General features: G+C 55.7%; 25 protein-coding genes and 1 pseudogene. 21 read left to right on the forward strand and 5 right to left on the reverse strand.

The features are described from left to right. Window positions 1-263: 263 nt before the first annotated feature. On the reverse strand, window positions 264-1,226 hold the full coding sequence (locus tag PuT2_RS12730; protein WP_093971370.1) for a helix-turn-helix domain-containing protein: 963 nt from the start codon (window positions 1,224-1,226) through the stop codon (window positions 264-266). Between the two features lie 136 nt (window positions 1,227-1,362). Here PuT2_RS12730 and PuT2_RS16140 point away from each other — a divergent pair. From PuT2_RS16140 to lon, 7 genes and pseudogenes are all read left to right on the forward strand, one after another. Beyond that, a pseudogene (locus tag PuT2_RS16140) lies at window positions 1,363-1,527 on the forward strand (IS3 family transposase); the annotation flags it as partial. Window positions 1,528-1,583: 56 nt separating this feature from the next. Further along, window positions 1,584-1,892 (forward strand): methyl-accepting chemotaxis protein, encoded by a 309-nt coding sequence (locus PuT2_RS12740; RefSeq protein WP_371596876.1) that lies wholly within the window; start codon window positions 1,584-1,586, stop codon window positions 1,890-1,892. Window positions 1,893-2,037: 145 nt separating this feature from the next. Then, window positions 2,038-2,820, forward strand: a complete 783-nt coding sequence (locus PuT2_RS12745; protein ID WP_093971373.1) for a hypothetical protein — start codon at window positions 2,038-2,040, stop codon at window positions 2,818-2,820. Window positions 2,821-2,955: 135 nt separating this feature from the next. Then, complete coding sequence (gene tig / locus PuT2_RS12750; protein ID WP_093971374.1) at window positions 2,956-4,266, forward strand: trigger factor; 1,311 nt, start codon at window positions 2,956-2,958, stop codon at window positions 4,264-4,266. Then, the gene (gene clpP / locus PuT2_RS12755) at window positions 4,267-4,920 is read left to right on the forward strand and encodes an ATP-dependent Clp endopeptidase proteolytic subunit ClpP (RefSeq protein WP_093971375.1); all 654 of its coding nucleotides are present in this window, start codon (window positions 4,267-4,269) and stop codon (window positions 4,918-4,920) included. Window positions 4,921-4,953: 33 nt separating this feature from the next. Then, entirely contained in the window at window positions 4,954-6,264 is a 1,311-nt protein-coding gene (gene clpX / locus PuT2_RS12760; protein ID WP_093971376.1) for an ATP-dependent Clp protease ATP-binding subunit ClpX, read from the forward strand. 114 nt (window positions 6,265-6,378) lie between these two features. Next, window positions 6,379-8,853, forward strand: coding sequence for an endopeptidase La (lon, locus tag PuT2_RS12765; RefSeq protein ID WP_093971377.1), 2,475 nt, complete (start codon window positions 6,379-6,381; stop codon window positions 8,851-8,853). A 203-nt stretch (window positions 8,854-9,056) separates the two neighbouring features. Here the strand turns inward: lon and lexA are convergent, their stop codons facing one another. Both lexA and PuT2_RS12775 read right to left on the reverse strand, forming a co-directional pair. After that, the gene (gene lexA, locus PuT2_RS12770; protein ID WP_093971378.1) at window positions 9,057-9,827 is read right to left on the reverse strand and encodes a transcriptional repressor LexA; all 771 of its coding nucleotides are present in this window, start codon (window positions 9,825-9,827) and stop codon (window positions 9,057-9,059) included. Between the two features lie 69 nt (window positions 9,828-9,896). After that, window positions 9,897-11,099: an amino acid aminotransferase gene (locus PuT2_RS12775; protein WP_093971379.1), complete on the reverse strand. Its 1,203-nt coding sequence runs from the start codon at window positions 11,097-11,099 to the stop codon at window positions 9,897-9,899. An 87-nt stretch (window positions 11,100-11,186) separates the two neighbouring features. Here PuT2_RS12775 and uvrB point away from each other — a divergent pair, with 87 nt between their 5' ends. From uvrB to iscX, 10 genes are all read left to right on the forward strand, one after another. After that, window positions 11,187-13,229: an excinuclease ABC subunit UvrB gene (uvrB, locus tag PuT2_RS12780; RefSeq protein WP_093971380.1), complete on the forward strand. Its 2,043-nt coding sequence runs from the start codon at window positions 11,187-11,189 to the stop codon at window positions 13,227-13,229. Between the two features lie 348 nt (window positions 13,230-13,577). After that, the gene (locus PuT2_RS12785) at window positions 13,578-14,069 is read left to right on the forward strand and encodes a low molecular weight protein-tyrosine-phosphatase (protein WP_093971381.1); all 492 of its coding nucleotides are present in this window, start codon (window positions 13,578-13,580) and stop codon (window positions 14,067-14,069) included. Window positions 14,070-14,210: 141 nt separating this feature from the next. After that, a complete protein-coding gene (gene iscR / locus PuT2_RS12790) occupies window positions 14,211-14,717 on the forward strand; it encodes a Fe-S cluster assembly transcriptional regulator IscR (RefSeq protein ID WP_093971382.1) in 507 nt (168 codons plus the stop codon). Between the two features lie 21 nt (window positions 14,718-14,738). Continuing rightward, window positions 14,739-15,950: an IscS subfamily cysteine desulfurase gene (locus tag PuT2_RS12795; protein WP_093971383.1), complete on the forward strand. Its 1,212-nt coding sequence runs from the start codon at window positions 14,739-14,741 to the stop codon at window positions 15,948-15,950. Between the two features lie 36 nt (window positions 15,951-15,986). After that, window positions 15,987-16,370: a Fe-S cluster assembly scaffold IscU gene (iscU, locus tag PuT2_RS12800; RefSeq protein WP_093971384.1), complete on the forward strand. Its 384-nt coding sequence runs from the start codon at window positions 15,987-15,989 to the stop codon at window positions 16,368-16,370. A gap of 10 nt (window positions 16,371-16,380) precedes the next feature. After that, window positions 16,381-16,704, forward strand: coding sequence for an iron-sulfur cluster assembly protein IscA (gene iscA, locus PuT2_RS12805; protein ID WP_093971385.1), 324 nt, complete (start codon window positions 16,381-16,383; stop codon window positions 16,702-16,704). Window position 16,705: 1 nt separating this feature from the next. Continuing rightward, window positions 16,706-17,236, forward strand: a complete 531-nt coding sequence (gene hscB / locus PuT2_RS12810) for a Fe-S protein assembly co-chaperone HscB (protein WP_093971386.1) — start codon at window positions 16,706-16,708, stop codon at window positions 17,234-17,236. A gap of 46 nt (window positions 17,237-17,282) precedes the next feature. Further along, window positions 17,283-19,181, forward strand: coding sequence for a Fe-S protein assembly chaperone HscA (gene hscA, locus PuT2_RS12815; RefSeq protein WP_093971387.1), 1,899 nt, complete (start codon window positions 17,283-17,285; stop codon window positions 19,179-19,181). A gap of 20 nt (window positions 19,182-19,201) precedes the next feature. Beyond that, on the forward strand, window positions 19,202-19,543 hold the full coding sequence (gene fdx, locus PuT2_RS12820) for an ISC system 2Fe-2S type ferredoxin (protein ID WP_093971388.1): 342 nt from the start codon (window positions 19,202-19,204) through the stop codon (window positions 19,541-19,543). After that, window positions 19,543-19,734 (forward strand): Fe-S cluster assembly protein IscX, encoded by a 192-nt coding sequence (gene iscX, locus PuT2_RS12825; RefSeq protein ID WP_093971389.1) that lies wholly within the window; start codon window positions 19,543-19,545, stop codon window positions 19,732-19,734. Before fdx ends, iscX begins: the two co-directional genes overlap by 1 nt. Window positions 19,735-19,842: 108 nt before the next feature. Here the strand turns inward: iscX and lysS are convergent, their stop codons facing one another. Then, a complete protein-coding gene (lysS, locus tag PuT2_RS12830) occupies window positions 19,843-21,363 on the reverse strand; it encodes a lysine--tRNA ligase (RefSeq protein WP_093971390.1) in 1,521 nt (506 codons plus the stop codon). Window positions 21,364-21,444: 81 nt separating this feature from the next. Further along, a protein-coding gene (gene prfB / locus PuT2_RS12835; protein ID WP_143516169.1) for a peptide chain release factor 2 occupies window positions 21,445-22,549 on the reverse strand; the annotation gives its coding sequence in 2 pieces (ribosomal slippage) (window positions 21,445-22,467 and window positions 22,469-22,549; 1,104 coding nt in all). Window positions 22,550-22,794: 245 nt separating this feature from the next. On the opposite strand from prfB, the gene ahpC reads away from it, so the two are divergent. The 4 genes from ahpC (at window position 22,795) to PuT2_RS12855 (ending at window position 26,148) form a co-directional block, all read left to right on the forward strand. Continuing rightward, entirely contained in the window at window positions 22,795-23,358 is a 564-nt protein-coding gene (ahpC, locus tag PuT2_RS12840; RefSeq protein ID WP_093971391.1) for an alkyl hydroperoxide reductase subunit C, read from the forward strand. Window positions 23,359-23,485: 127 nt separating this feature from the next. Beyond that, a complete protein-coding gene (ahpF, locus tag PuT2_RS12845) occupies window positions 23,486-25,072 on the forward strand; it encodes an alkyl hydroperoxide reductase subunit F (RefSeq protein WP_093971392.1) in 1,587 nt (528 codons plus the stop codon). A gap of 35 nt (window positions 25,073-25,107) precedes the next feature. After that, window positions 25,108-25,602 carry an RNA 2',3'-cyclic phosphodiesterase gene (gene thpR / locus PuT2_RS12850; RefSeq protein WP_093971393.1) on the forward strand — a complete coding sequence of 165 codons (495 nt, stop codon included), beginning with the start codon at window positions 25,108-25,110 and terminating at the stop codon, window positions 25,600-25,602. 21 nt (window positions 25,603-25,623) lie between these two features. Further along, a complete protein-coding gene (locus PuT2_RS12855; RefSeq protein WP_093971394.1) occupies window positions 25,624-26,148 on the forward strand; it encodes a histidine phosphatase family protein in 525 nt (174 codons plus the stop codon).

Raw genomic sequence — 26,148 nt, forward strand, 5'->3', positions numbered from 1 at the left:
TGGGGTTGGCCACACGCTTACCTTCAATTTAGACGGAACTGCCGAAGATCAGTTGTCGTTTTTTACAGGTAACATTGTCGGATCATGACAAGCAAAGACGATGTACTGGCTAACGCCTCGCCAACGGCCTTGGCGGACACACGCGCCAGCTAAATAAATGCCTGCAACGCAGTAGCACGCACAGAAGACCGGGCAGCAGACTCTGCCCGGCTCAAGAAATCATCGACTCACCCGAACATGTATCAGCTTTCCGTTGATAGAGGTCACAAATTCGGCGTGACCTGCCGCCGTAATTCCCGCGGCGTGGTTTTATAGTGACTTTTGAACACCCGATTAAAGTGGGGGATATCAAGAAAACCCCATTTACGGGCGATCGCAGCAATTGTTATATGACGCGACCTTGGGCTAATAATGTCTTCTTTAATACGCTCAAGGCGTTGGCGTCGAATCACATCGACAACTGTGCAGTGGTACTCCTTAAAAATTCTATAAAGTTGGCGCACTGACAGCCCATGCTCACCCGCTATGTCTGCTACACAAAGCTCAGGGTCCGCCAAGCTGGACGAAATATAGTTATTGATTCGCCGAAACAATACTTCGTCATAAGCAGGCGGTACGTTGCAACTGATTAACTGATCGTCGATGCACAAGCTCAACAAGCCCAAGGTATGGTCAAGCAGCGAGGCTCTATGCTCAAAAGAATGGTGACGCGCCTCGTTGGCGATACTCATCAGCAGCGCCGCCGCGATGTGCGTGACGCCGGTTCGTCCCATCAATGTCGTCGCCGTTATGGAATCGATTGCTCGATTAGTCAGCGTAAACATATCGCGCGGGAATTGGAAGACAGCCATTTCCCAATCATTGGGAAAGACGATGTCATAGGGCCGCCTGGTGTCCCAGAGTACAAAGTCGCCACGGCGCAACAGCGCCTGCCGATCATGTTGCTCGATCACTGATGAGCCTTGTAGTTGCAGGCCAAGCATCAGGTAGTCGTCGTCATCTTGAGCGATGAGCTTGGGTGTGCGAGAAATGCGTTGGGGCCTAGAGCCTGACGTCACGATCCGTACGTTTCCAAGCTGGCTAAGCGCTACCCTACCGACAAAGTTATCGTGCGGAGCAATCTGTATGCTTAGTGGCACATAATTGCGCCACACCACGTCGTTCCATATCGAGATACGGTCGCGAGGGGCCAATTCTTTGGAACGGTAAAGGACATGTGTATCCATGAGGAATCTCCTCGCTCTGGAAGCCCGGCTTGGTTATGCGGGTTGGCATGGCGATGCGGTGTTTGCCGCTACAAGTAGCGCCCCGGCTTTGAGTGTGCTGAGACAATTCAGTAAACGATACTACACCTTTTCGCCACGCATCAAACGCAAAATTTATAGCAGTAGGGAATTGGCACGTCAGGGTATCTTTGACTATATAGAAATGTTTTACAACCCGATTCGGCGGCATGGTTATGCAGCCAACCTTTCGCCGGTAAACTACGAACGGCAATATTTTTCTGAGGCAACGAACTGTCTATAAAAGTCTGGCCGATTCATTTCATTCAGGATATTGCGGCACAGACGAATTTACTTTCTTTGAACGCCTCCATTGAAGCGGCCCGAGCGGGCCATCAAGGCCGAGGGTTTGCCGTGGTGGCCGGTGAAGTCAGGAATCTGGCGGCGCGCAGCCATCAAGCGACACTTCAGATTAACGATGTAGTGCAAGAGAACCGTGCGCTAGCGATTAACGCCGTTCACGAGGTCGCGCGGAATCGCGAGCGTGTCAAACAGGGGGCAAAACTCGCCAATCAAACCCGTATCTTGATGCAAACTATTCGGCAGGACTCATCAAGAGTTTTGCAGGCTGTCGGCGAGGTGTCCGACACGTTAAAGACTACGGCCTGAAAGCGCCGCTTGGGTGGGGCAACCGACACAAAAAAAACGGGTCAATTCTCGTTCATTAGTTACGGAATAGGCCATTGTTCTAGCCTTAGCGCTGCCACATTCTGGTCAAAAATAGTGTTTTCATTATTGTTGACGAGGCGTTGAGGTGACTGATTGGCGATTGCGGGGCGATGATACGCAGCCACCGGGCCTGCGTATCATCGAAATTCTTGACCCGGGTTGCGGGCAGGACAACGTGTTGTTTCGCTTGTTGGTGATGCGTGAGCACTCCGTCAGTCCAGAAGGTGAGTCCATCACATTACGCTACTTCGAGCTTGAGGCGGGATCGGGCGGGATGGCTGTGCACCCTTTCACGGGCATGTACTGTCGTTTGGACGATGGTGCCGAAAGCGTCAGCCTGACAGGCGGTTCGGTGGGGCTAAGTTCGGCATATTTGCGTGGTCACCGGTTGGGCACTTATTTGCAGGACGAAATTGTACGCTGGGCTACTCAGTGGCCGAACGCGAAGGTTCAACCCATTGTTTTGTCGGATATCGATGCGTACGAAGAAAATAAAAGCCGGCGCAATCGTTATTACGAGCAGTTCGGTATAGTGTTCGATTATTCTGGGCCCGAATGCAGTAGCGGCGTATCACAGGGTTTGTGTGCCGGCGATCTGACACCTGTCTCGCCCGACGTTTGGCGTAAATCAATTAAAGAGTACGACCTGATCGATTACCTGCGTCGGCACTCGGCCGAAAAGGTAAAGCTGCTGCGCGATATCCAGAAGTTGCATGCCAACATAGACTTCCAGCAGCAGGTCATTCGTGACAGCCAGGCGCGGCCCTTCAAGTGGGCCATGGATCATTTCGCAAACCGGTATCCTTATGCTGCCCCTTCAGTGCTCACGCTGTCCGGACTGATGCTGCTCCTGTGGGCAGTGGTCTAATGTGTTAAAAATAGATGAAAAGAGGGCCATTCAGGAGTGGGGCGCACCTTTAGCGGTACCCCAGACTTTCCGGTAAAATGGTCGGTTCATCTCGTTTACTTGTCTTTTACTCAATTTCATTTATATAGGTTCCTAATGCAGCCCGTGGTTGAAACTCTGTCCGGCCTTGAGCGCCGTGTTGATCTGGTCGTTTCGATGGCCGACGTCGAAAAAGAAGTCCAGTCCCAGCTCAAGCGCGTCGCACGTACCGCAAAAGTCCAGGGCTTTCGCCCAGGTAAAGCTCCGTTGTCGATCGTCGAACGCAGCCATGGCCCCGGCATTCGCTACGACGTTATCAACACTGAAGTCGGTCGTGCGCTCGATAACGTCCTGAAAGAAACACAGTTGCGTGTTGCGGGTACGCCTAATCTTGAACCCAAAACCGAAGGCGTAGAAGACGGCACGATGGCCTTTTCGGCTACTTTCGAAGTCTATCCCGAAGTTCAGTTGCCCGACTTGGCCGCGCTTAAAGTGACGCGTTCAAGCGTCGAAGTGGGCGACGCCGAAGTCCAACGCACTATCGACATCCTGCGCAAGCAGCGTGCTGCTTACGAAGGCCGCGAAGGTCGTGAGGCACAAGACGACGATCGCATCACGCTTGATTTCGTCGGCACAATCGACGGCGTTGCATTCGACGGCGGCTCGGCTGAAGGCTTCTCGTTCGTCTTGGGCCAGGGCCGCATGTTGCCCGAATTCGAAGAGGCTGTTCGCGGCATGAAAGCCGGCGATACCAAAACTTTCCCCCTCGAATTCCCCGCCGACTACGCAGGTAAAGAAGTGGCTGGTAAAAAAGCCGACTTCGAAATCAAAGTAACTGAAGTCGCCGAAGCCGTTCTGCCTGAAGTCGATGCCGAGTTCGCCAAGTCGTTGGGTCAGCCCGAAGGCGACGTTGAAAAGCTCTTGGCCGACATCCGCAGCAACATCGAACGCGAAGTCAAAGCACGTGCCATGTCGCGCACCAAAGCTAGCGTCCTCGACGCTCTGGCCGCCGCATGCACCTTCGACGTACCTAAAGCACTGGTTCAAAGCGACACCGAAAGCCGTGTTGCAGCAGCCCGCGCCGACCTCAAACAACGCGGTGTGCCTAACGCCGACAGTATCCCAATTCCTGCAGAAGCGTTCAGCGCCGAATCCGAGCGTCGTGTTCGTCTGGGCCTTCTGGTATCCGAGCTGGTCAGCAGCGCCGACCTCCAGGCCAAACCCGAGCAGGTTCGCGCCCGCATCGAAGAGCTGGCGCAAAACTACGAGCAGCCCGCACAAGTGGTTGCCTACTACCTGGCCGATCGTCAACGTCGCTCCGAAATCGAAGCTATCGTGCTCGAAGACAACGTTGTCAATCACGTGCTTGAAAAAGCCCAGGTCACTGACGAAAACGTCGATTTCGACGAACTGATGGGGACTGCATAAATGCAGCGATTCACTGATTTCTACGCGGCGATGCATGGCGGCGATTCGGTCGTGCCTACTGGGCTGGGCTATGTGCCCATCGTAGTAGAGCAGTCCGGACGCGGCGAGCGTTCTTACGATATTTACTCGCGCTTGTTGCGCGAGCGGGTCATCTTTTTTGTCGGTCCGGTCAACGACCATTCCGCCAATCTGGTGGTGGCGCAATTGCTCTTTCTCGAGTCCGAGAACCCGGGCAAAGATATTTCGCTCTACATCAATTCGCCGGGTGGGTCAGTGTATGCCGGTATGGCCATCTACGACACCATGAACTTCATCAAGCCCGATGTGTCTACATTGTGCACGGGCATTGCTGCAAGCATGGGTGCGTTTTTGCTGGCCGCTGGCACCAAAGGCAAACGGTATGCCTTGCCCAACTCGCGTATCATGATTCACCAGCCTTCGGGTGGTGCGCAGGGCCAGGCTTCCGATATCCAGATTCAAGCTCGCGAAATTCTCAGCTTGCGCGAACGCCTGAACAACATTCTGGCGAACAATACGGGCCAGCCTGTCGAGCGTATCGAAGTAGACACAGAGCGTGATAACTTTATGTCGGCCGACGATGCAAGGGCTTATGGCCTTATCGACAAAGTTCTGGTGTCCCGTTCCGAAGAATAGGCCCAGTGTTAAAACCGTTAGTCAAAGAGTTATATGCCCGATAAAAAAGGATCGCCGGACGAAAAAGTCTTGCACTGTTCGTTTTGCAATAAAAGCCAGCACGAGGTGCGCAAACTTATTGCGGGCCCGTCGGTATTCATTTGCGACGAATGTATCGATCTGTGCACCGACATCATTCGTGAAGAAACCAAAGAGGCAGCACGCAAGGCTGTACGCAACGAGCTGCCTACGCCTCAAGAAATCAAGGCGTTCCTCGACGGCTACGTCATCGGGCAAGACATCCCCAAACGAAGCCTGGCTGTGGCTGTTTACAACCACTACAAGCGCATTCGTTATGGCGAGGTCAAGGGCGACGACGTCGAGCTGTCCAAAAGCAATATTTTGCTGATCGGGCCTACGGGTTCGGGCAAAACCTTGCTTGCGCAGACTTTGGCGCGCATGCTCGACGTCCCCTTCGTCATGGCTGACGCCACCACGCTGACCGAAGCTGGTTATGTGGGCGAAGACGTCGAAAACATCATTCAGAAGCTGCTTCAAAACTGCAACTACGACGTAGAAAAGGCGCAGCGCGCCATTATCTACATCGACGAAATCGACAAGATTTCTCGCAAGTCCGACAACCCGTCTATTACCCGCGACGTTTCGGGCGAGGGCGTGCAGCAGGCCTTGCTGAAAATTATCGAAGGTACGGTGGCGTCGGTACCCCCCCAGGGCGGGCGCAAGCATCCTAACCAAGATTTCGTGCAGGTCGACACCACCAATATTCTGTTTATTGTTGGTGGCGCTTTCGACGGTCTCGAAAAGGTCATTCAAGACCGTACCGAAAAATCAGGTATTGGTTTCTCGGCGGCAGTGCGCAGCAAGTCCGAGCGTGGCGTCGGCGAGCTCTTCTCCGAGGTCGAACCTTCCGACTTGGTCAAATTCGGCCTGATCCCCGAACTCGTCGGGCGTCTGCCGGTTGTGGCCACCCTCGAAGAGCTGCAAGAAGACACCCTGGTGCAGATTCTTACCGAACCTAAAAACGCCATCATCAAGCAGTTTCAAAAGCTGTTCGAAATGGAAGAGGTCGAGCTGGAAGTACGCCCCGAGGCCTTGCGCGCCATTGCGCAGAGGGCGCTCAAGCGTCGTACCGGCGCGCGGGGTTTGCGGTCAATTGTTGAACAGGCTTTGTTGGGCACCATGTATGAACTTCCGTCCAGCAAAAACGTCAAAAAAGTCATACTCGACGAAAACGCGGTTGTTGGCGGCGCAGCGCCTCTATTGATCTACGCCGATGACGCCGAACCAACGGCTTCCAAAGACAAAAAACCAGATTCGCAAAAGCTAAAAAATGCTGCCGCCTGACGGGGTCTTGAAAAGTTCGCGATTGTCGCCACATATGAAGTATGTGTAGTACTACAAAAGGGAGGCGCAGGCTTCCCTTTTGTTTCTGATGCAGCATTTTTTAAGGAAATTACTATGTCTGCGAGCCCTATTCTCTCTTCAGAACCTATGGACTTGCCCCTCTTGCCTTTGCGGGACGTGGTGGTATTTCCTCATATGGTGATTCCGCTGTTTGTCGGGCGTCCGCGTTCTATCAAGGCCCTCGAAATGGCGATGGAATCGGGCAATAACATCATGCTGGTGGCGCAGAAGTCGGCCAGCAAAGACGACCCGACCCCCGATGACCTGCACGCTATTGGTTGCGTCGCCAGTATTTTGCAAATGCTCAAGCTGCCTGACGGTACTGTCAAGGTGCTGGTTGAGGGTCTGCAACGCGCAAAAATCAACACTGTTTCCGATGCCGAAACGCATTTCACCTCCAATGTCCAGGTGTTGCCTCTTGAAGACGGCCAGAATGCCGAAGCCGAGGCCTTGCGTCGTGCCGTGGTCGCGCAATTCGAGCAGTACGTCAAACTCAACAAAAAAATTCCCCAAGAAATTCTTACATCGCTTACGGGTATTGACGAGGCCGGCCGTCTTGCCGATACAGTAGCGGCTCATTTGCCGCTCAAACTCGAGCAAAAGCAAAGCATGCTCGAACTCGTTGGCACGTCAGAGCGTCTCGAAAGCCTGCTGTCGCAGCTCGAATCCGAAATCGACATTCTTCAGGTCGAAAAGCGTATCCGCGGCCGTGTCAAAAAGCAGATGGAAAAGAGCCAACGCGACTATTATCTGAATGAGCAGGTCAAAGCTATTCAGAAAGAGCTCGGCGAGGGTGAAGACGGCGCCGATATCGAAGAGCTTGAAAAGAAAATTGCTGCGGCGCAGTTGCCTAAAGAAGCGCAGAAAAAGGCCGAGGCCGAGCTTAAAAAGCTTAAACTGATGTCGCCCATGTCGGCCGAAGCGACTGTGGTGCGCAACTACATCGAAACGCTGGTGGGGTTGCCATGGCGCAAGAAGAGCCGCATCAACAGTTCCATTCCTAATGCCGAGAGCGTGCTCGATGCGGATCACTATGGCCTCGAAAAGGTCAAAGAGCGCATCATCGAATATCTTGCTGTTCAGCAACGCGTCGACAAACTCAAAGCGCCTATTCTTTGTCTCGTTGGGCCACCTGGTGTGGGTAAAACGTCGCTGGGTCAGTCGATTGCGCGCGCCACTAATCGTAAGTTTGTGCGCATGGCCCTGGGCGGTGTGCGCGACGAAGCCGAAATTCGCGGCCACCGTCGCACATATATCGGCTCCATGCCGGGCAAAATTCTGCAGAACATGTCTAAGGTTGCGGTGCGCAACCCCTTGTTCCTGCTCGATGAAATCGACAAAATGGGCGCGGATTTCCGTGGGGATCCTTCGTCGGCTTTGCTTGAGGTGCTCGACCCTGAACAAAACCACACTTTCCAGGATCACTACATCGAAGTCGATTTCGACTTGTCAGATGTTATGTTCGTGGCGACCAGCAACACCCTGAACATTCCGCCTGCGCTGCTCGATCGCATGGAAGTCATTCGCCTGTCGGGTTACACCGAAGACGAAAAAGTCCATATTGCCTTCGACCATTTGTTGCCCAAGCTCATGAAAAACAATGGCGTGCGCGAAGGTGAGATGCAGGTCGACGAGTCGGCCGTACGCGATATCGTGCGCTACTACACCCGTGAAGCCGGTGTACGTGCCCTTGAACGCGAAATCAGCAAGCTGTGCCGTAAGGTCGTCAAAAAGACCCTCGAGAAACACCCCGAGGCCGTCAAGCCAGCCAAGAAGGGTGCCGCTACTGCTGTCGAAAAAGTCGTAATTACCGCCGACAACTTAAGCGATTTCCTTGGTGTGCGCCGTTATAACTACGGTATGGCCGAGAAAGAAAACAAGGTCGGACAGGTTACCGGGCTGGCCTGGACAGAAGTCGGCGGTGATTTGCTCACCATCGAAGTGGCCGATATGCCGGGTAAGGGCAATGTGATTCGTACCGGTTCGCTGGGCGATGTCATGAAAGAGTCGGTCGAAGCAGCGCGTACGGTAGTTCGGTCGCGGGCCCAGAAGTGGGGCATTTTGTCGTCGGTCTTCGAGAAGCGTGATCTGCACATTCACTTCCCCGAAGGCGCCACGCCCAAAGACGGTCCGTCGGCGGGTATTGCGGTGACGACGGCCATGGTGTCCGCCTTAACCGGTATCCCGGTGCGTGCCGACGTAGCCATGACGGGTGAAATTACCCTTCGCGGCGAAGTCTTGCCTATTGGCGGCCTGAAAGAGAAGCTGTTGGCCGCTCATCGGGGCGGGATCAAAACCGTGCTGATCCCCGAAGAGAACGTGAAAGATCTAGCCGACATTCCGGATAACGTCAAGAACCATCTTGAGATTATCCCTGTGCGCTGGATTGACCGTGTTTTGGAAGTCGCTCTGCAAAGTATGCCCGAGCCTTTGTCTGATGAAGAAGTTGCCCGTTTGACGGCCGAGGCGGTGGCTAGCGCGAAAGCGTCGGGTACCGACACGGCTTCGGACGCCGTGATGAAGCATTAAACGCTGTTTTGGCCTGAAAACCGGTAAATAATGCCGGTTTTTCAGGGCCGGGCCGGTCAAGTGAGCTCTGGTCTGGCTTGGCCGTTTTAAAAACCCAAAGTTTGTTGCCTGTTGGGGCAAACTTTGGGTTTTTTTGTGGGTGGTGCAGCGGGCTGGGCCGTTAGGCTGCCTGGCCGCGCCAAGCGCAATGTTGCCCGGTGGCTTTACTGCATGGTGCGTATCAGGCCAACGGCGATACCCTCGAGGGCGAACTCGTCGTGGGCTTGGACTTCAATGGGGGAAAAGTCGGGGTTTTCGGGCAGCAAGCGGATGTGTCGGCCCTGGCGTTCGAGGCGTTTGACCGTGACGTCGTCGCCTAGCCGGGCGACAACAATTTGGCCGTTGCGTGCTTCGGTGACTTTTTTTACGGCAAGCAGGTCGCCATCGAGGATGCCGGCATCGCGCATGCTAAGACCACGTACTTTAAGCAGGTAGTCGGGCACTTGGGTGAACAAGGCCGGCTCGACGGCGATTTCTCGCTCGATGTGGGGGGTGGCCAATATGGGGCTGCCCGCTGCAACGCGCCCAATGACCGGTAAGAGCAGACGCTCTAGGAATGGGGTGCTGGTATAGGCGGTTGACGCCGACTTGTCGTGCGATTGTGTAACGGGGTGAGGCGCACCTGCCGCGTAGGCGTGAGGTGTGCTGACCGTGTGGGGTTGCAGCGTACCGGCCGCATCGGGCGCAGGGCTGGCAACGCCAGGTTGTTGGCCTGGGACAGGCGTAAGCAGTCGGATGCCCCGCGATGCGCCGGCTGTAAGTGCGATGGCGCCTTTGCGTGCCAATGCTTTAAGGTGATCTTCGGCGGCATTGGCCGAGCGGAAACCCAGTTCGCGTGCGATTTCGGCGCGCGTGGGGGGGAACCCGGTACGCCCGATTTGCTGACGGATGAGGTCGAGGATTTGCTGCTGACGGGCGGTGAGTTTTAAGGCCATAATAAAATAGGGCTGTATATAAATACAGCCCTATTGTGCCTTAGTCGGCCTAGCTTGGCAAGTGTAGGCTTAGCCTATAACTTTGGCGATGGCATTGACGACGTAATCGATGTTGCGGCTGTTCAGTGCAGCGACGCAAATCCGGCCGCTGCTGACAGCGTATACGCCGTGTTCGTTGCGCAGGACATCGACCTGGGCGGCCGTGAGGCCTGAATAAGAGAACATGCCGCGCTGCGTTTTAACGAAGTCAAAGTTTTGTTTGACGCCGTGGTCTTTAAGTTTGGTGACGAATTGTTCGCGCATGCTGCGAATGCGGTTGCGCATTTCGCCCAGTTCGTCAACCCACAGGCTGTAAAGTTCGGGGTTGTTAAGCACCGACGCGACAACGGTGCCGCCGTGTGTGGGCGGGTTCGAGTAGTTGGTACGAATCACCCGCTTGACCTGACTGAGGACGCGCGCGTTTTCGTCTTTCGAACCGCAAATCAGGGTCAGGGCGCCAACACGTTCGCCGTACAGCGAGAACGATTTCGAGAACGAGGAGCTGACCAGCATGGTCATGCCCAGATCGGCAAACAGGCGAACGACCGATGCGTCTTGCTCGAGCCCGTCGCCAAAGCCCTGGTAAGCGATGTCGAGGAAGGGGACCAAGCCAGCGTTTTTGACCGTGTTGGCGATTTCTTGCCATTGCGCTGCGGTGGGGTCGACGCCTGTGGGGTTGTGGCAGCAAGCGTGCAACACGACAACCGTACCTTTGGGCAATGCTTTAAGCGCGCCGACCATGCCGTCGAAATCGAGGCCGTGGGTTTCGGGGTTGTAGTAGGGGTAGTTTTCAACGACGAAGCCGGCGCGCTCGAAGATGGCGCGGTGGTTTTCCCAACTGGGGTTGCTGATGACGACCTTGGCGTTGGGTGACAACTGCTTGAGGAAGTCGGCGCCGATTTTAAGTGCGCCGGTGCCGCCGATGGTTTGTACGGTAAGTGCACGGCCGTCGGCAATAATGCCCGAATCTTTACCCAGCAACAGGGTTTGAGCACCCTTGTTGTAGGCGGCCAGCCCCTCGATGGGCAGGTAGCCGCGCGGGGCGGCGGCCTGCGCGCGCTGAGCTTCGGCTTGTTGTACGGCCTTGAGCAACGGAATTCGACCTTGATCATCGTAGTAAACACCAACGCCCAGATTGACTTTTTCTGTGCGAGTATCGGCGTTGTACTGTTCGGTCAGGCCAAGGATGGGGTCGCGCGGTGCCAGTTCGACGGCTTCGAAGATAGAGGTCATATTACCTGTTGGTTGGGTGAGAAATAAGGAAGAAATATGAATCGCTTAATAGTGAGATAATAAGGGGTTTACCCTTAGGTGTCTAGCATGGCCGCAACAAAACCCGGTTTCGTCCAGTACCCGAATAGCCCGTTTCAGCTGTACCAGCCGTACCCGCCCGCGGGTGACCAGCCGGCTGCTATTGATGCGCTGGTCGAGGGGGTTGAAGACGGGTTGATGTTCCAGACTTTGCTGGGGGTAACGGGCTCGGGCAAGACATACACCATGGCCAATGTTATTGCGCGCACCGGTCGCCCGGCCATTGTCTTGGCGCCAAACAAAACGCTGGCCGCCCAGCTATATGCCGAGTTCCGCGAGTTTTTTCCAAAGAATGCAGTCGAATACTTTGTGTCGTATTACGACTACTACCAGCCCGAAGCCTATGTCGCGGCGCGTGATCTCTTCATCGAAAAAGATTCGTCGATCAACGAGCATATCGAGCAGATGCGGTTGTCGGCGACAAAGAGTCTGCTCGAACGTCGAGACACCATTATCGTGGGTTCGGTGTCGTGCATTTACGGTATTGGTAACCCGGGCGACTATCACGCCATGGTGCTTACCCTTCGCGCGGGCGATCGCATTCCTCGCCAAGAGCTGCTGGGTCGGCTGGTTGCTATGCAGTACGAGCGCAACGACGTCGATTTTGTTCGCGGCACATTTCGGGCCCGGGGCGAGACCATAGACGTCTTCCCGGCAGAAAACGCCGAGCTGGCGGTTCGGATTTCTCTGTTCGACGACGAGGTCGAAACCTTGGAGCTGTTTGATCCGTTAACCGGCAAGGTGCGACAAAGTGTGCCGCGTTTCACGGTGTTTCCACGCTCGCATTACGTGACGCCGCGCGAAACTGTTCTGCGGGCCATCGAAAGCATCAAAGCCGAGTTGCGCGACCGGGTCAAGGTCCTGCTCGATGACCACAAGCTGGTCGAGGCTCAGCGACTGGAGCAACGCACGCGTTTCGATCTTGAAATGCTGCAAGAGTTGGGTTTTTGCAAAGGTATCGAAAACTACTCCCGTCACCTGTCTGGGGCGGCGCCCGGCGAACCACCGCCCACTCTGATCGACTACCTGCCGGCCGACGCGTTGATGTTCATCGACGAGAGCCATGTCACCATGGGCCAGTTAGGTGCAATGTACAAGGGTGATCGCTCCCGTAAAGAGACGTTGGTGACCTTCGGGTTTCGCTTGCCTTCTGCCATGGATAACCGCCCGCTCAAGATGGAAGAGTTCGAGGCGCGCATGCGCCAGACGGTCTTCGTATCGGCGACACCGTCCAACTATGAAAACGAACATACCGACAATGTGGTCGAGCAAGTGGTTCGGCCGACCGGTCTGGTCGACCCTATCGTCGAGGTCAGGTCGGCGACAACACAGGTCGACGATCTGCTGGGTGAAGCCAAATTGCGTGTTGCCGCAGGCGAGCGTGTGCTGGTCACCACGCTGACAAAGCGTATGGCCGAAGATCTTACTGAGTACTTGACCGAAAGCGGATTGAAGGTCCGGTACCTGCACTCAGACATCGATACGGTTGAGCGAGTCGAGATTATTCGGGATCTGCGTTTGGGTGTGTTTGATGTCCTGGTGGGGATCAACCTGCTGCGTGAGGGGTTGGATATTCCTGAGGTGTCTTTGGTGGCGATTCTTGACGCTGACAAAGAGGGTTTCTTGCGCTCCGAGCGCAGTCTGATTCAGACCATTGGTCGCGCTGCGCGTAACCTGAATGGCCGTGCTATTTTGTATGCTGACCGTATTACCGACTCTATGCGCCGGGCCATGGACGAAACCGAGCGTCGTCGTGCCAAGCAAGTGACGTTCAATACCGAGCACGGGATTGTGCCGCGCGGTGTGAACAAGGCCGTGCGTGAAATGATCGACGGGGTCGAGAGTCATGCGGCGGCTTCGGCGGCCGCGGCTGCTGCAGCTGATGTGTCGCCCGAGCTGTTGGCCGACGAAAAGTGGCTCGCCAAAGAAATTCGCCGCCTCGAAAAGCAAATGATGGATCACGCCAAGAATCTGGAGTTCGAGCAGGCCGCTGCGGCGAGGGATGCGTTGAATCGTCTTAAAGAAAAGGCGCTGTTGGGTTCAGCGGGTTGATCGTAGTGTGTTGTTACAAGGCAACACATCGAAGCGTCGTTATCAAGAGTTTTCGCTGCGCTTGCTTGTGGTCAGCAGTTGTTTGACGGCTGATTTTTGCGTATTCAGGTACGAGCTGGTGTTGTTTATTGCAAATTAGTATGCGCTGAAACATCCATAAATGTTGCGGTGCATGACGCCTGAGCTACGTGGTTCGGGCCTTGGCCCCGCCGCGACTAAGTTCACCTATTTTCTCCGAATAACCCCTCAAGTAGTGCGGATAATTTTCGAATTGGCGTCACATTGGCTTGCTATTCGTGTTCGTGAAATCTATTGCCTTATTCCGGGTTTTCCCTCACAATCTCACCCATGATGACTAAGGTACTTTTCGTTTGCACGGGTAATATCTGTCGCTCTCCCAGCGCCGAGGGTGTGTTCCGCCATCTCATTACCGAGGCGGGGTTGTCCGGTGTCGTTGGAGTCGATTCAGCCGCCACCCACGGCTTCCACGTTGGCGAAAGCCCCGATGCGCGCGCCCAGGCGGCTGCTCGCAAGCGTGGCTACGACATTTCTCAATGCGTGGCTCGGCAAATCACGGCCGACGACTTCCGCGACTTCGATTTCATCCTGGTCATGGACTGGGAGAATCTTTCTGCACTGCAACAACAGTGTCCGAAGATTTATCAGCACAAGCTCATGTTGCTCATGCGCTTCGCCAACGAATTCGAAGAGGCCACCATCGCCGACCCTTATTACGGTGGTCCCGATGGCTTCAATAAAGTACTCGACTGCCTCGAAGACGCCTGTCAGGGGGTGCTCGAAGTTGTTCGCAAGCGCGCTACCCAATACCAAGCCGCATAGTTCAATCAAATTCCCTCAACCGGGCCGCATGGCTCGGTTTTTTTTGGGCCATTTCCCTAGCAATTCAGTCGGGTATTGGTTATACTTGAGTTAATTAGTCAGGTATTAAAAGGGTAACCCCCTTGGGTTAAGGAAAAAACTATGCGTTTAACGACAAAAGGGCGCTTCGCGGTTACGGCCATGATCGATCTGGCGTTGCGTCAGCAAAGTGGTCCTGTCACCTTGGCGGCTATCAGTCAGCGCCAAAACATCTCGCTGTCTTATCTCGAGCAATTATTCGGCAAGTTACGCCGTCACGAGCTGGTCGATAGTGTGCGCGGTCCTGGTGGCGGTTATTCGCTTGCGCGCCTGGCCCGTGAAATCACCGTTGCCGACATCGTTTTTGCGGTCGACGAGCCCCTCGATGCCACCAGTTGTGGCGGCAAAGAAGATTGCAACGTGGGTCGTACCGGCGAGTCCAGCCAGTGCATGACGCACGAGCTCTGGACAACGCTAAATCATAAAATGGTCGAATACCTCGACTCGGTCTCTTTGCAAGACCTGGTCGATAAACAGCGCATGCGCTTGCTCGAGGCCTCGAAAGGTCAAAGTGCTGTGCGTGTGGGGCAAGTGCCCGGCGCTAAAATCGCGTCCTCGCTGCCCGCTTGAAAGTTACTTAGGAGTTGGTCGATGTCTACACGTCCCGTTTATTTAGATTACTCAGCGACAACCCCGGTCGATCCCCGTGTTGTCGACAAAATGGTGCCTTGGTTGTACGAGCATTTCGGCAACCCGGCGTCGCGCAGTCACGCGTTTGGCTGGGAAGCCGAAGAGGCCGTCGAGCAGGCGCGCGCCGAAGTTGCGCAGTTGGTCAATGCCGACCCGCGTGAAATCGTCTGGACATCCGGCGCCACCGAGTCCATTAACCTTGCGGTAAAAGGGGCGGCGCACTTTTACGCGCAGCGCGGCAAGCATCTTATTACGCTAAAAACCGAACACAAAGCGACGCTTGACACCTGTCGCGAGCTCGAGCGTCAGGGTTTCGAAGTCACCTACCTCGATGTCCAGGATAACGGCTTGCTCGACCTCGACGTCTTCAAAGCAGCGCTGCGCCCCGACACCAGCGTGGTGTCGGTTCTTATGGTGAACAACGAAATCGGTGTTATCCAAGACATCGCGGCCATTGGCGACATCTGTCGCGAAAAGGGCATCGTGTTTCACGTCGACGCAGCACAGGCCACGGGCAAGGTGGCCATCGATCTGCAAACACTCAAGGTCGACCTGATGTCGTTTTCGGCGCACAAAACATATGGGCCTAAGGGCGTTGGTGCTCTGTTCATCCGTCGCAAGCCACGTATTCGCATCGAAGCGCAAATTCATGGCGGTGGCCACGAACGTGGTTTCCGCTCCGGCACATTGGCAACACACCAAATCGTGGGTATGGGCGAAGCATTCCGTATCGCACGCCTCGAAATGGCTGCCGAAAGCGAGCGCATCCGCGCGCTGCGCGACCGCCTCTGGAAGGGCTTGTCACAGGTTGAAGAGGTTTACCTCAACGGCGACATGGATCGTCGGGTACCGCACAACCTTAATGTCAGCTTCAATTACGTCGAAGGCGAGTCCTTGATCATGGCTATCAAAGAATTGGCCGTATCCAGTGGCTCGGCATGTACGTCGGCTAGTCTCGAGCCTTCTTATGTGCTGCGGGCGCTGGGCCGCAACGACGAGCTGGCACACAGCTCCATACGTTTCACGCTGGGTCGTTTCACCACAGAACAAGAAGTCGATTTCGCGATCGAATTGCTTAAAACGCGTGTCGCCAAGCTGCGCGACATGTCGCCGCTCTGGGAAATGGCCCAAGACGGTATCGACCTCAACTCGGTCCAATGGGCTGCGCATTAACGGTCGTCTAACGAATCAAAGAACAGGAGTTCAATCATGGCATACAGCGAAAAAGTTCTCGATCACTACGAAAACCCGCGTAACGTGGGTTCGTTCGACAAATCCGACGAAAGTATCGGCACTGGCATGGTGGGTGCGCCCGCCTGTGGCGACGTCATGAAGCTGCAGATCAAGGTCAGCGAAACCGGCGTCATCGAAGATGCTCGTTTTAAAACCTATGGTTGTGGCTCGGCCATTGCGTCCAGCTCGCTGGTTACCGAATGGGTCAAGGGTAAAACACTCGACGAAGCACTCGATATTCGCAATACGCAGATCGCCGAAGAGCTGGCGTTGCCTCCAGTAAAAATTCACTGCTCAATTCTGGCCGAAGACGCGATCAAGGCGGCTGTCCAGAATTACAAAGAAAAGCACCAGAAATAACAGGGTTGATATGTCTATTACGTTGACTCCACAAGCTGCTGACCACGTCAGTCGTTATCTTGCCAAACGAGGCAAGGGGCTGGGTCTGCGTTTGGGTGTCCGTACCACGGGTTGTTCCGGCATGGCCTACAAGCTCGAGTACGTCGACGAGCCCAACGCAGACGACCAGGTTTTCGAACAGCATGGTGTAAAGGTGTTTATCGACGCCAAAAGCCTGCCGTACCTCGATGGTACGCAACTAGACTATGGCCGCGAAGGGCTGAACGAAGGCTTTAAGTTCAGCAACCCGAACGAAAAGGCCACCTGCGGTTGCGGCGAATCCTTCACGGTGTAGCGTGGCCGAAAACTATTTCCAGCTGTTTGAATTACCGCAAGGCTTCGCCATCGACGCCAGCGCGCTTGAAGCGCGCTGGCGCCAGATGGCTGCGCGTGTCCATCCCGACCGTTTTGCTACGGCGGCGCCGGCCGAGCGGCGGGTCGCCATGCAATGGGCGTCCACCATCAACGAGGGCTATCGGATTCTCAAGAGTCCGTTGCTGCGGGCTCGCTATTTGTGCGAGCAAGCAGGTTGCGACTTGCAAACCGAAAGCAACACCCGCATGGATGGCGCGTTCCTGATGCGCCAGATGGAGTGGCGCGAGGCGCTCGACGAGGCGCGCGAAAGTGCTGACCCGGCCCAATTCGAACTGCTTGGTAATGATATCGCCCGGGCCCGTACCGAACTTGAAACGACAGTCGAAGCGCTGATCGATCGCCAGCACGATTTTTCGGGCGCCGCCGGTAAAGTGCGTGAATGGATGTTCATCGAGAAGCTGGCCACCGAAGTTCAGCAGGCGCAGCATGCGTTGGCCGACCGTCAACATTAAGGGCGGCCGGCGTGCCTTGGGCACCCGTCCGTAAATAACAGAACTTATGGCTTTATTGCAAATATCCGAGCCCGGTGAGTCGCCGGTCCCTCATCAGCGTAAGCTGGCGGTAGGTATCGACCTGGGCACTACGCACTCATTGGTCGCGTCTGTGCGCAGCAGCGTGCCCGAAGTCCTGCTCGACGAGGAAGGCCGCGCATTGTTGCCTTCTATCGTGCGTTATGCGCCCGATGCTATTCAGGTCGGGCACGACGCCCGTGCCCATCAGGCGGCCGACTCGCTCAATACCATTGCGTCAGTCAAGCGCTTCATGGGGCGTTCTCTGAACGAAGCGCGCAGCGAAGGTGTTGCCTACGAATTCGCCGACGGCGAAGATATGGTCCGCCTGAAAACCCGTCGTGGTGATTTCAGTCCTGTCGAGGTGTCCAGTCAGATTTTGCGTACCTTGCGCGAGCGCGCTGAGGCCACACTGGGTGGCGAACTGGTGGGTGCGGTCATCACCGTTCCTGCTTATTTCGACGATGCGCAGCGCCAGGCAACACGCGACGCCGGACGTTTGGCGGGCCTGACAGTGCTGCGCCTGCTCAACGAACCTACGGCAGCCGCTATTGCTTATGGTCTAGACCATGGCGCCGAGGGTATTTATGCAGTCTACGATTTAGGCGGCGGTACCTTTGATATTTCCATCTTGCGCCTAACCAAAGGCGTGTTCGAGGTCGTTTCTACAGGTGGCGACACCCAGTTGGGTGGCGACGACTTCGACCGTTGCATCGTCGATGAAATCTGCCGTTCACAGCATCTGGCCGACTTGCCTAAAGGCGATTTGCGGGCGCTCTATGTCGCCGCCCGTGCCGCCCGCGAGGCCTTGTCTACGGTTGCCGAGGCCGTCTTCGAGGCCGAACTATCGAATCAAGCCGTGCGCGTCTTGCTCAGTCGTCAAGATTTCGAGTCTTGGGCGCAGCCCCTGGTAAATAAAACGCTCGAACGTGCCAAAGTTACGCTGCGTGACGCCGGCCTCGATGTCGCCGACGTCAAGGGCGTGGTCATGGTGGGCGGTGCAACGCGCATGCCGATCATTCAGCGCGAAGTGGGCCGTTTGTTCAACACCACACCGCTCACTGACCTTGACCCTGACCAAGTTGTTGCGTTGGGCGCAGCGCTTCAGGCCAATTTGTTGGTCGGCAATCGCTCGGCCGGCGAAGACTGGTTGTTGCTTGATGTCACACCGCTGTCGTTGGGGCTTGAAACCATGGGTGGTCTGGTCGAGCGGGTCATTCCGCGTAACAGCACTATTCCTGTGGCGCGTGCCCAAGAATTTACGACCTTCAAAGACGGCCAGACGGCCATGGGTATCCATGTGGTGCAGGGCGAGCGTGATCTTGTCGCCGACTGCCGTTCGCTGGCGCGTTTCGAGCTGCGTGGCATTCCGCCGATGGTTGCCGGTGCCGCTCGTATCCGTGTCACGTTCCAGGTTGACGCCGACGGCTTGCTTAATGTCAGCGCCCGCGAAGAGAGCACAGGTGTCGAAGCCGGCGTGACGGTTAAACCGTCTTACGGCTTGTCCGATGACGAAGTCGCCCGGATGCTGACCGAAGGCATGACCCATGCTTCGGCCGACGCCCAGGCACGTGCGCTGCGCGAGCAACAGGTCGAATTGCAACAGTTGCTCGAATCTGTGCGTGCGGCTGTAGCGGCCGATGGCGACTTGCTCAGCGACAATGAGCGCGCCAACATCGACCAGATCATGCTCGACACCGAGCAGATGTTGCTGGCCTTGTCGGGCGAGGGTCAAGGGCAGAGCGCGGCGCCTCTCGATGCCGATGCGGTGCGACAGCAGGTGGCTCGCTTCAGCCAGGCTACCGACGACTTTGCTGCACGCCGTATGGACCGCAGTATTCGCGCTGCCTTGTCGGGCCGCACCGTCGACGAAATTGCCGATAACTGATTCTTTGTTCTGGTTTGACCATGCCTAAAATTACTGTATTGCCTCACCCCGATGTTTGTCCCGAAGGTGCTGTTATCGAAAACGCACCAATGGGCGAGTCGATTTGCCGCGTGTTGCTCGATAACCATGTCGAGATCGAACACGCCTGCGAACTGTCGTGTGCCTGTACTACATGCCATGTGATTGTTCGCGAGGGTTTTGATTCGCTTGAAGAGGCTTCTGACAACGAAGAAGACTATCTCGATCGCGCCTGGGGGCTGACGCCCACATCGCGTTTGTCTTGTCAGGCAAAAATCGCTAATCAAGACCTGACCATCGAGATCCCTAAATACACCATCAACCACGCAAAGGAAAACCACTGATGCGCTGGACGGACACCTACGAAATTGTCGAGGCGCTGCTAGAGGCTCACCCCGACGTTGACCCTGCGCAGGTTCGTTTTACCGACTTGCGTGATTGGGTGATGGCATTGCCAGGTTTCGACGACGACCCGGCCCGATGCGGCGAGCGCATTCTTGAAGCCATTCAAATGACCTGGATCGACGAAAAGTAAAAGTAGTCCTGATTGCGATTTAGGCCAGGAATAAAAAAGCCCTGCACATGGTGTGCAGGGCTTTTTGCTGCCGGGCTGATTACCCGACGAGGTGAGTGCCGATTATGCCTAGTCTTCGCGGCGCAGATGGGGGAACAACAGCACATCGCGAATGGTGTGGCTGTCGGTCAGCAGCATGATCAGCCGGTCGATGCCAATACCGCAACCGCCGGTAGGAGGCATGCCGTATTCCAGTGCGCGGATGTAGTCTGCATCGAAGAACATGGCCTCTTCGTCACCAGCATCTTTGGCTTCGACCTGGGCGTGGAAACGTGCGGCCTGGTCTTCAGGATCGTTCAGCTCGGAGAAGCCGTTGGCGATTTCCCGGCCCGTAATAAACAGTTCAAAGCGCTCGGTGATGTCAGGGCGGGAGTCGGAGGCGCGCGCTAATGGCGAGACCTCGATAGGGTAATCGATAATGAAGGTCGGGTTCCAGAGCTTAGCTTCGGCAGTTTCTTCGAACAAGGCCAACTGCAGGGCGCCAGTGCCGGCACGCGCCAGCGTGGGGCCGTTGACGTCGACGCGCAGCTTTTTGAGTTCGGCACGCAGGAAATCGTGGTCGTTAAGCTGTGCCTCGGTGTAGCCGGGCGCGTATTTCAAGATGGCCTGGACAATTGTCAGGCGGTCGAAAGGTTGGCCCAAGTCGAGGGGGCGGTCTTGATAGGACAAGACAGCACTGCCGGTTGCTGCGACGGCAGCCTGGCGGATGAGGTTTTCGGTGAAGTCCATCAGCCAGTGGTAGTTGGTATAGGCCGCGTAGAACTCCATCATGGTGAATTCGGGGTTATGACGCGGGCTGACGCCTTCGTTGCGGAAGTTACGGTTCAGCTCGAATACACGCTCAAAGCCACCCACGATTAACCGCTTCAGATAAAGCTCGGGCGCAATGCGTAGGTACATTTCCATGTCGAGCGCATTGTGATGCGTCACAAAAGGCTTGGCTGCCGCGCCGCCGGGTATGGGGTGAAGCATGGGGGTTTCGACTTCCATGAAGCCGGCATCGACCATGAACTGGCGCATACGTGAAATGGCCTTGCTGCGTGCCACAAAAGTATGCCGTGTTTCTTCGTTCATGATGAGGTCGACGTAGCGCTGACGGTAGCGCAATTCCTGGTCGGTGACCCCGTGGAATTTGTCGGGCAGCGGGCGCAGCGACTTTGACAGCAAACGGATTTGCGCTGCACGAATGGAGAGTTCGCCCTTATTGGTTTTGAAGATTGTGCCTTCGACCGCCAGGATATCGCCGATATCCCAGGTTTTGAAATGCTCGTAAACCGACTCGCCCACGCCGTTTTTGTCGAGGTAGATTTGAATTCGACCGGTGCTGTCTTGCAAGGTGGCGAAACTGGCTTTGCCCATGACGCGCTTGAGCATCATGCGGCCAGCAACTACTGCAGGTTTGGCCAGGGCCTCGAGGGCTTCTTTATCGAGTGCCTCGCAGGCGGCGTGCAGTTCGTCGGCCTTGTCTTTGGGCGTGAAGTCGTTCGGGTAGGCAACGCCTTCGGTGCGCAGCCGGGCCAATTTGCCGCGGCGCTCCGCGATCAGGTGGTTTTCGTCGGTGGCAGCAGCGGGGTTGGGCGTAGTGGTCATGAGTGATATACGTTGAGGTATCGAAGCCGAGGTCGGCAAAACAGGTCGTAGCAGGGCGGGGCAGGCTTGCCCCTTGCCCGGTTAAACCCCTTGTTTCAGGCTGGCCTGAATGAACGGGTCGAGGTCGCCGTCGAGGACTTTATGTGTGTTGGAGATTTCAACACTGGTACGCAGGTCTTTGATGCGGCTTTGGTCGAGCACATATGAACGGATCTGGTGTCCCCAGCCTACATCTGTTTTGGCGTCTTCCATTTTTTGCTGTTCGGCCATGCGTTGGCGCATTTCAAGCTCGTACAAGCGCGATTTAAGCATTTGCATGGCTTCGGCACGGTTGCGGTGTTGTGAGCGGTCGTTTTGACATTGCACGACAATACCTGTGGGCATGTGCGTGATACGCACGGCCGAATCGGTTTTGTTGATGTGCTGGCCGCCCGCACCACTGGCACGGTAGGTATCGACGCGAAGGTCGGCCGGGTTGACATCGATTTCGATCGAATCGTCGACTTCGGGGTACACAAAAACGCTGGCGAACGATGTATGGCGCCCGTTGGCCGAGTCGAAGGGACTTTTGCGAACTAGTCGGTGCACGCCGGATTCGGTACGCAGGAACCCGAAGGCGTAATCGCCTTCGACCTTGATGCTGGCCGACTTGATGCCGGCGACGTCTCCGGGAGATTCTTCGAGGATTTCGGTTTTGAAGCCTTTGCGTTCGCAGTAGCGCAGATACTGACGCAGCAAAATTGAGGCCCAGTCTTGTGCTTCGGTGCCGCCAGCGCCGGCCTGGATGTCAACAAAGCAATTAAGCGGGTCGGCCGGGTTATTGAACATCCGGCGAAATTCAAGGTCTTCGAGTTTGGCGCCAATGGCTTCGCAGTCTTGCTCAATGGCCTCGAGTGTGGCATCGTCGTTGTCGTCGGCGGCGAGCTCGAACAGTTCGCGGGCTTCTTCAACCCCGTTGCCTATTTCTGTCAGTGTTTCAACTACTGTTTCAAGGCTTTTTTTCTCGCGACCAAGATCTTGCGCGTGTTTAGGGTCGTTCCAGACGTCGGGGCTTTCGAGTTCGGCGTTTACAACTTGCAGGCGCTCAGCTTTGCCAGCGTAGTCAAAGATACCCCCGTAGGGCGGTTTGGCGCTCGGCGTAGTCTTCGATGCGGGCAATGATCTGGTTCTGGCGTTCGGCTTCCATAATGTTCCTGAAATCTTTAATCTTTAAGATAACTTTTTATTTTAACGCAGGTTGTTTGGCCTATGCGGACTTGAATTGCGCTGTAACGGCCGCATATAAACTAAAGCCGGGCATGTTGTCGTAGCGCACAGCCATGCAATAGGTAAAATTTACTGAAGTCATTAAATCAATCAATTTTACAAATGCCCCTGGCTTTCCTATACTGACATCACTTTCACTTTTCAACCACAACAGAGGAAACAAAAATGTCCCTGATTAATACCAAAATCAAACCATTCAAAAGCACAGCTTTCCAAAACGGCAAATTCTTTGACGTCACCGACGAGGCCGTAAAAGGTAAATGGTCCGTTTTTGTTTTTTACCCTGCCGATTTCACGTTCGTTTGCCCGACTGAACTCGAAGACCTGGCTGATCTGTACCCCGAATTCCAGAAACTGGGCGTTGAAGTCTACGCTGTTTCGTGCGACACCCACTTCTCGCACAAAGCATGGCACGACACCTCGGCCGCCATCAAGAAAGTTCAGTACCCCATGCTGGGCGACCCAACACAAGTGCTGGCCCGTAACTTCGAAGTCCTCATCGAAGAAGAAGGCATGGCGCTGCGCGGTACCTTCGTAATTAACCCCGAAGGCGAAATCAAGGTCATGGAAGTACACGACAACGGCATCGGCCGTAAAGCCTCCGAACTGCTGCGCAAAGTTAAAGCCGCTCAGTACATCGCCGCTCACCCCGGTGAAGTTTGCCCCGCCAAGTGGGAAGAAGGCGCCGAAACACTGAAGCCTTCGCTTGACCTGGTCGGCAAGATCTAAATTCAGTTTTAGCGTGCATTAAATGGCGCCGGCCTGCCAAAACGGGCCCCGCTATTGCAAGCCGCAGTCTGGTCACAAACCGGGCTGCGGCTATACCGAAGAATAATTTTTATAGAAGGTCACTGTTATGTTAGAAGCCAGCCTTAAAACTCAGATGCAATCCTACATGGAGCGGATTTCCCAGCCCATCGAGATCACTGCGAATCTCGACAGTGGCGCGAAGTCGCAAGAACTGCGCGAGCTGTTGCAGGAAATCGCCGCAATGTCCGACCGGATTACGCTGGTTGAGAGCAGCGACGACGCACAGCGCAAGCCTTCGTTTACCATCGCCCGCACCGGTACCGACATCAGCGTCACGTTTGCCGGTATCCCCATGGGGCACGAATTCACGTCGCTCGTCCTGGCATTGCTCCAGGTCGGCGGCCATCCCATCAAGCTCGACGAAGCGGTCATCGAACAGATCCGCAATCTTGATGGTGACTACAACTTTGAAACCTATTTCTCGCTGTCGTGCCAGAACTGCCCCGACGTTGTTCAGGCGCTTAACGTGATGTCGATCATCAACCCGCGCATCCGTCACGTGGCCATCGACGGCGCACTGTACCAGTCTGAAGTCGACGAGCGCCAGATCATGTCTGTGCCCACCATGTACCTGAATGGCGAGAAGTTTGGCCAGGGTCGTTCCAGCGTCGAGGAAATCCTTGCGCAGCTTGATTCGGGCGCCGGCGCACGCAAGGCTGAAGCCTTGAGCGCCAAAGAGCCTTTCGATGTGCTGATTGTGGGCGGTGGCCCGGCCGGCGCAGCGGCTGCCGTGTATGCAGCGCGTAAAGGCATTCGCACGGGCGTCGTGGCCGAGCGCTTCGGTGGTCAGGTACTCGACACCATGGCTATCGAGAACTTCATTTCGGTCAAAGAAACCGAAGGCCCACGTTTTGCGGCCGCCCTCGAAGAGCATGTCAAGGCTTACGATGTCGACATCATGAACGTACAACGTGCCACCAAGTTGGTCACAGGCGGCAAGTTGGTCGAAGTTCAGCTTGAAAGCGGTGCAACCCTGAAGGGCAAAACGGTGATTTTGGCAACCGGTGCGCGTTGGCGCGAAATTAACGTGCCCGGCGAGCAACAGTATCGCAATGCCGGTGTGGCCTACTGCCCGCACTGCGACGGCCCGCTGTTCAAGGGTAAGCGCGTTGCCGTTATTGGTGGTGGCAACTCGGGCGTTGAAGCCGCGATCGACTTGGCCGGTGTCGTGGCTCATGTCACCTTGATCGAATTTGGCGACGAGCTGCGTGCCGATGCAGTGTTGCAGCGTAAATTGCGCAGCATGCCTAACGTCGACATTATCGTGTCGGCGCAAACTACCGAAATCCACGGCGATGGCAAGAAGGTCAACGGTCTCAGCTACACCGATCGTAAATCGGGTGAATCACGCAAGGTGGAACTTGAAGGCGTGTTCATCCAGATTGGTCTGGTGCCTAATACCGAATGGCTTAAAGATACCGTATCGCTTACGCGATATGGCGAGATCGAAGTCGATGCCAAAGGTCAAACGTCCATCCCCGGCGTATTTGCTGCCGGCGACGTAACCACCGTGCCGTACAAGCAAATTATCATTGCTTGCGGCGATGGCGCCAAAGCGGCTTTGGGTGCCTTCGATCACTTGATTCGCAGTTCGGTTGACGTACCGGCCGAAGCCGAGGCTACAACGGCCTGATTGCCTCAGCCTGGGTAAAGCCTGAAAATAGCGCGATGGAAACATCGCGCTATTTTTTTGCCCTTTGGCCCAACCCGGTGGTGGCGCGCCAGTTGACGGCTTTGCAGGCGTCGTTCGCAGGCGGGCGCTTAACGCATCAGGCCGATTTTCACCTGACGCTGGCCTTTCTGGGGCACCCACGCCCTGATCAACACGCCGCATTACGCCATATTGCGCAGACGCTGCCGCGCCTGGCTTTCGAGCTGAGGCTAGACCAGGTCGATACTTTTGAGCGGCTAAAGCTGGCGTGGGTGGGGCCGTCGGAGGTGCCGGTCGGGTTACTGGCATTGCGTGACCGTTTAGGGCGTTTGCTTGATCAAGAAGGTATCTGGTACGACAAGCAGTTTTCATTTTGTCCGCACGTTACCTTGGCGCGCAAGGTTATTGTCGCGCCGCGCCTATTGGGCGCGCCAGTGATATGGTGGGCTGACCGAATTGTCCTGGCGCATTCACACCCGCAGCCGAATGGGGCAAAATACGGTCTTATATGAATATTTCTAAGGTTGAAACGTATGTCAGTTGCTCCGCGTCGTCTGGTGTTGTTACGTCATGCACATTCAGGACATGGATCGGGGCAGCCCGACATCGAGCGTACGTTATCTGAGCGAGGCCTTAGCGAAGCCCTGGAGATGGGGGCCTACATGGCACAAGAGGGTGTGATGCCGCAGCGGGCTATTGTCTCGGTGGCACAGCGCACGCGCGATACCTGGTCGGTTGTGCAGCGTCAACTGCCGGGTCAAGTCCCGGCGGTATTCGAGCCAAAAATTTACGAGGCTTCGGTACAGGCACTGCTTGACGTTGTGCAGGCGGCGCCCGACAAATATGAAAGTGTGGTGCTGGTGGGGCATAACCCCGGCATTTCTGCGTTGGCCATGCGCCTGATCGGGCGCGGCAGCAAAAATGCCGTGGTGAGGTTACGCCATGAGTTTCCGCCGGCAGGGCTGGCGGTCATCGATTTCCCCGATGCGGCGTCGTGGGCCGACATTTCCGATCATTCAGGGGTGCTCGAGCGCTTTGCAACGCCCGTTACCGATTAA

The organism is Pusillimonas sp. T2 (assembly GCF_002236805.1).
Lineage (GTDB): Bacteria > Pseudomonadota > Gammaproteobacteria > Burkholderiales > Burkholderiaceae_B > Neopusillimonas.

Coding starts and splice junctions, on each gene's coding strand:
- iscX (WP_093971389.1), top strand. CDS start 19,543: ATGCGCTGGACGGACACCTACGAAATTGTCGAGGCGCTGCTAGAGGCT.
- ahpF (WP_093971392.1), top strand. CDS start 23,486: ATGTTAGAAGCCAGCCTTAAAACTCAGATGCAATCCTACATGGAGCGG.
- PuT2_RS12730 (WP_093971370.1), bottom strand. CDS start 1,226: ATGGATACACATGTCCTTTACCGTTCCAAAGAATTGGCCCCTCGCGAC.
- thpR (WP_093971393.1), top strand. CDS start 25,108: ATGGAAACATCGCGCTATTTTTTTGCCCTTTGGCCCAACCCGGTGGTG.
- lon (WP_093971377.1), top strand. CDS start 6,379: ATGTCTGCGAGCCCTATTCTCTCTTCAGAACCTATGGACTTGCCCCTC.
- lysS (WP_093971390.1), bottom strand. CDS start 21,363: ATGACCACTACGCCCAACCCCGCTGCTGCCACCGACGAAAACCACCTG.
- iscA (WP_093971385.1), top strand. CDS start 16,381: ATGTCTATTACGTTGACTCCACAAGCTGCTGACCACGTCAGTCGTTAT.
- PuT2_RS12775 (WP_093971379.1), bottom strand. CDS start 11,099: ATGACCTCTATCTTCGAAGCCGTCGAACTGGCACCGCGCGACCCCATC.
- hscA (WP_093971387.1), top strand. CDS start 17,283: ATGGCTTTATTGCAAATATCCGAGCCCGGTGAGTCGCCGGTCCCTCAT.
- PuT2_RS12785 (WP_093971381.1), top strand. CDS start 13,578: ATGATGACTAAGGTACTTTTCGTTTGCACGGGTAATATCTGTCGCTCT.
- clpX (WP_093971376.1), top strand. CDS start 4,954: ATGCCCGATAAAAAAGGATCGCCGGACGAAAAAGTCTTGCACTGTTCG.
- iscR (WP_093971382.1), top strand. CDS start 14,211: ATGCGTTTAACGACAAAAGGGCGCTTCGCGGTTACGGCCATGATCGAT.
- PuT2_RS12855 (WP_093971394.1), top strand. CDS start 25,624: ATGTCAGTTGCTCCGCGTCGTCTGGTGTTGTTACGTCATGCACATTCA.
- fdx (WP_093971388.1), top strand. CDS start 19,202: ATGCCTAAAATTACTGTATTGCCTCACCCCGATGTTTGTCCCGAAGGT.
- uvrB (WP_093971380.1), top strand. CDS start 11,187: ATGGCCGCAACAAAACCCGGTTTCGTCCAGTACCCGAATAGCCCGTTT.
- PuT2_RS12795 (WP_093971383.1), top strand. CDS start 14,739: ATGTCTACACGTCCCGTTTATTTAGATTACTCAGCGACAACCCCGGTC.
- ahpC (WP_093971391.1), top strand. CDS start 22,795: ATGTCCCTGATTAATACCAAAATCAAACCATTCAAAAGCACAGCTTTC.
- clpP (WP_093971375.1), top strand. CDS start 4,267: ATGCAGCGATTCACTGATTTCTACGCGGCGATGCATGGCGGCGATTCG.
- lexA (WP_093971378.1), bottom strand. CDS start 9,827: ATGGCCTTAAAACTCACCGCCCGTCAGCAGCAAATCCTCGACCTCATC.
- iscU (WP_093971384.1), top strand. CDS start 15,987: ATGGCATACAGCGAAAAAGTTCTCGATCACTACGAAAACCCGCGTAAC.
- tig (WP_093971374.1), top strand. CDS start 2,956: ATGCAGCCCGTGGTTGAAACTCTGTCCGGCCTTGAGCGCCGTGTTGAT.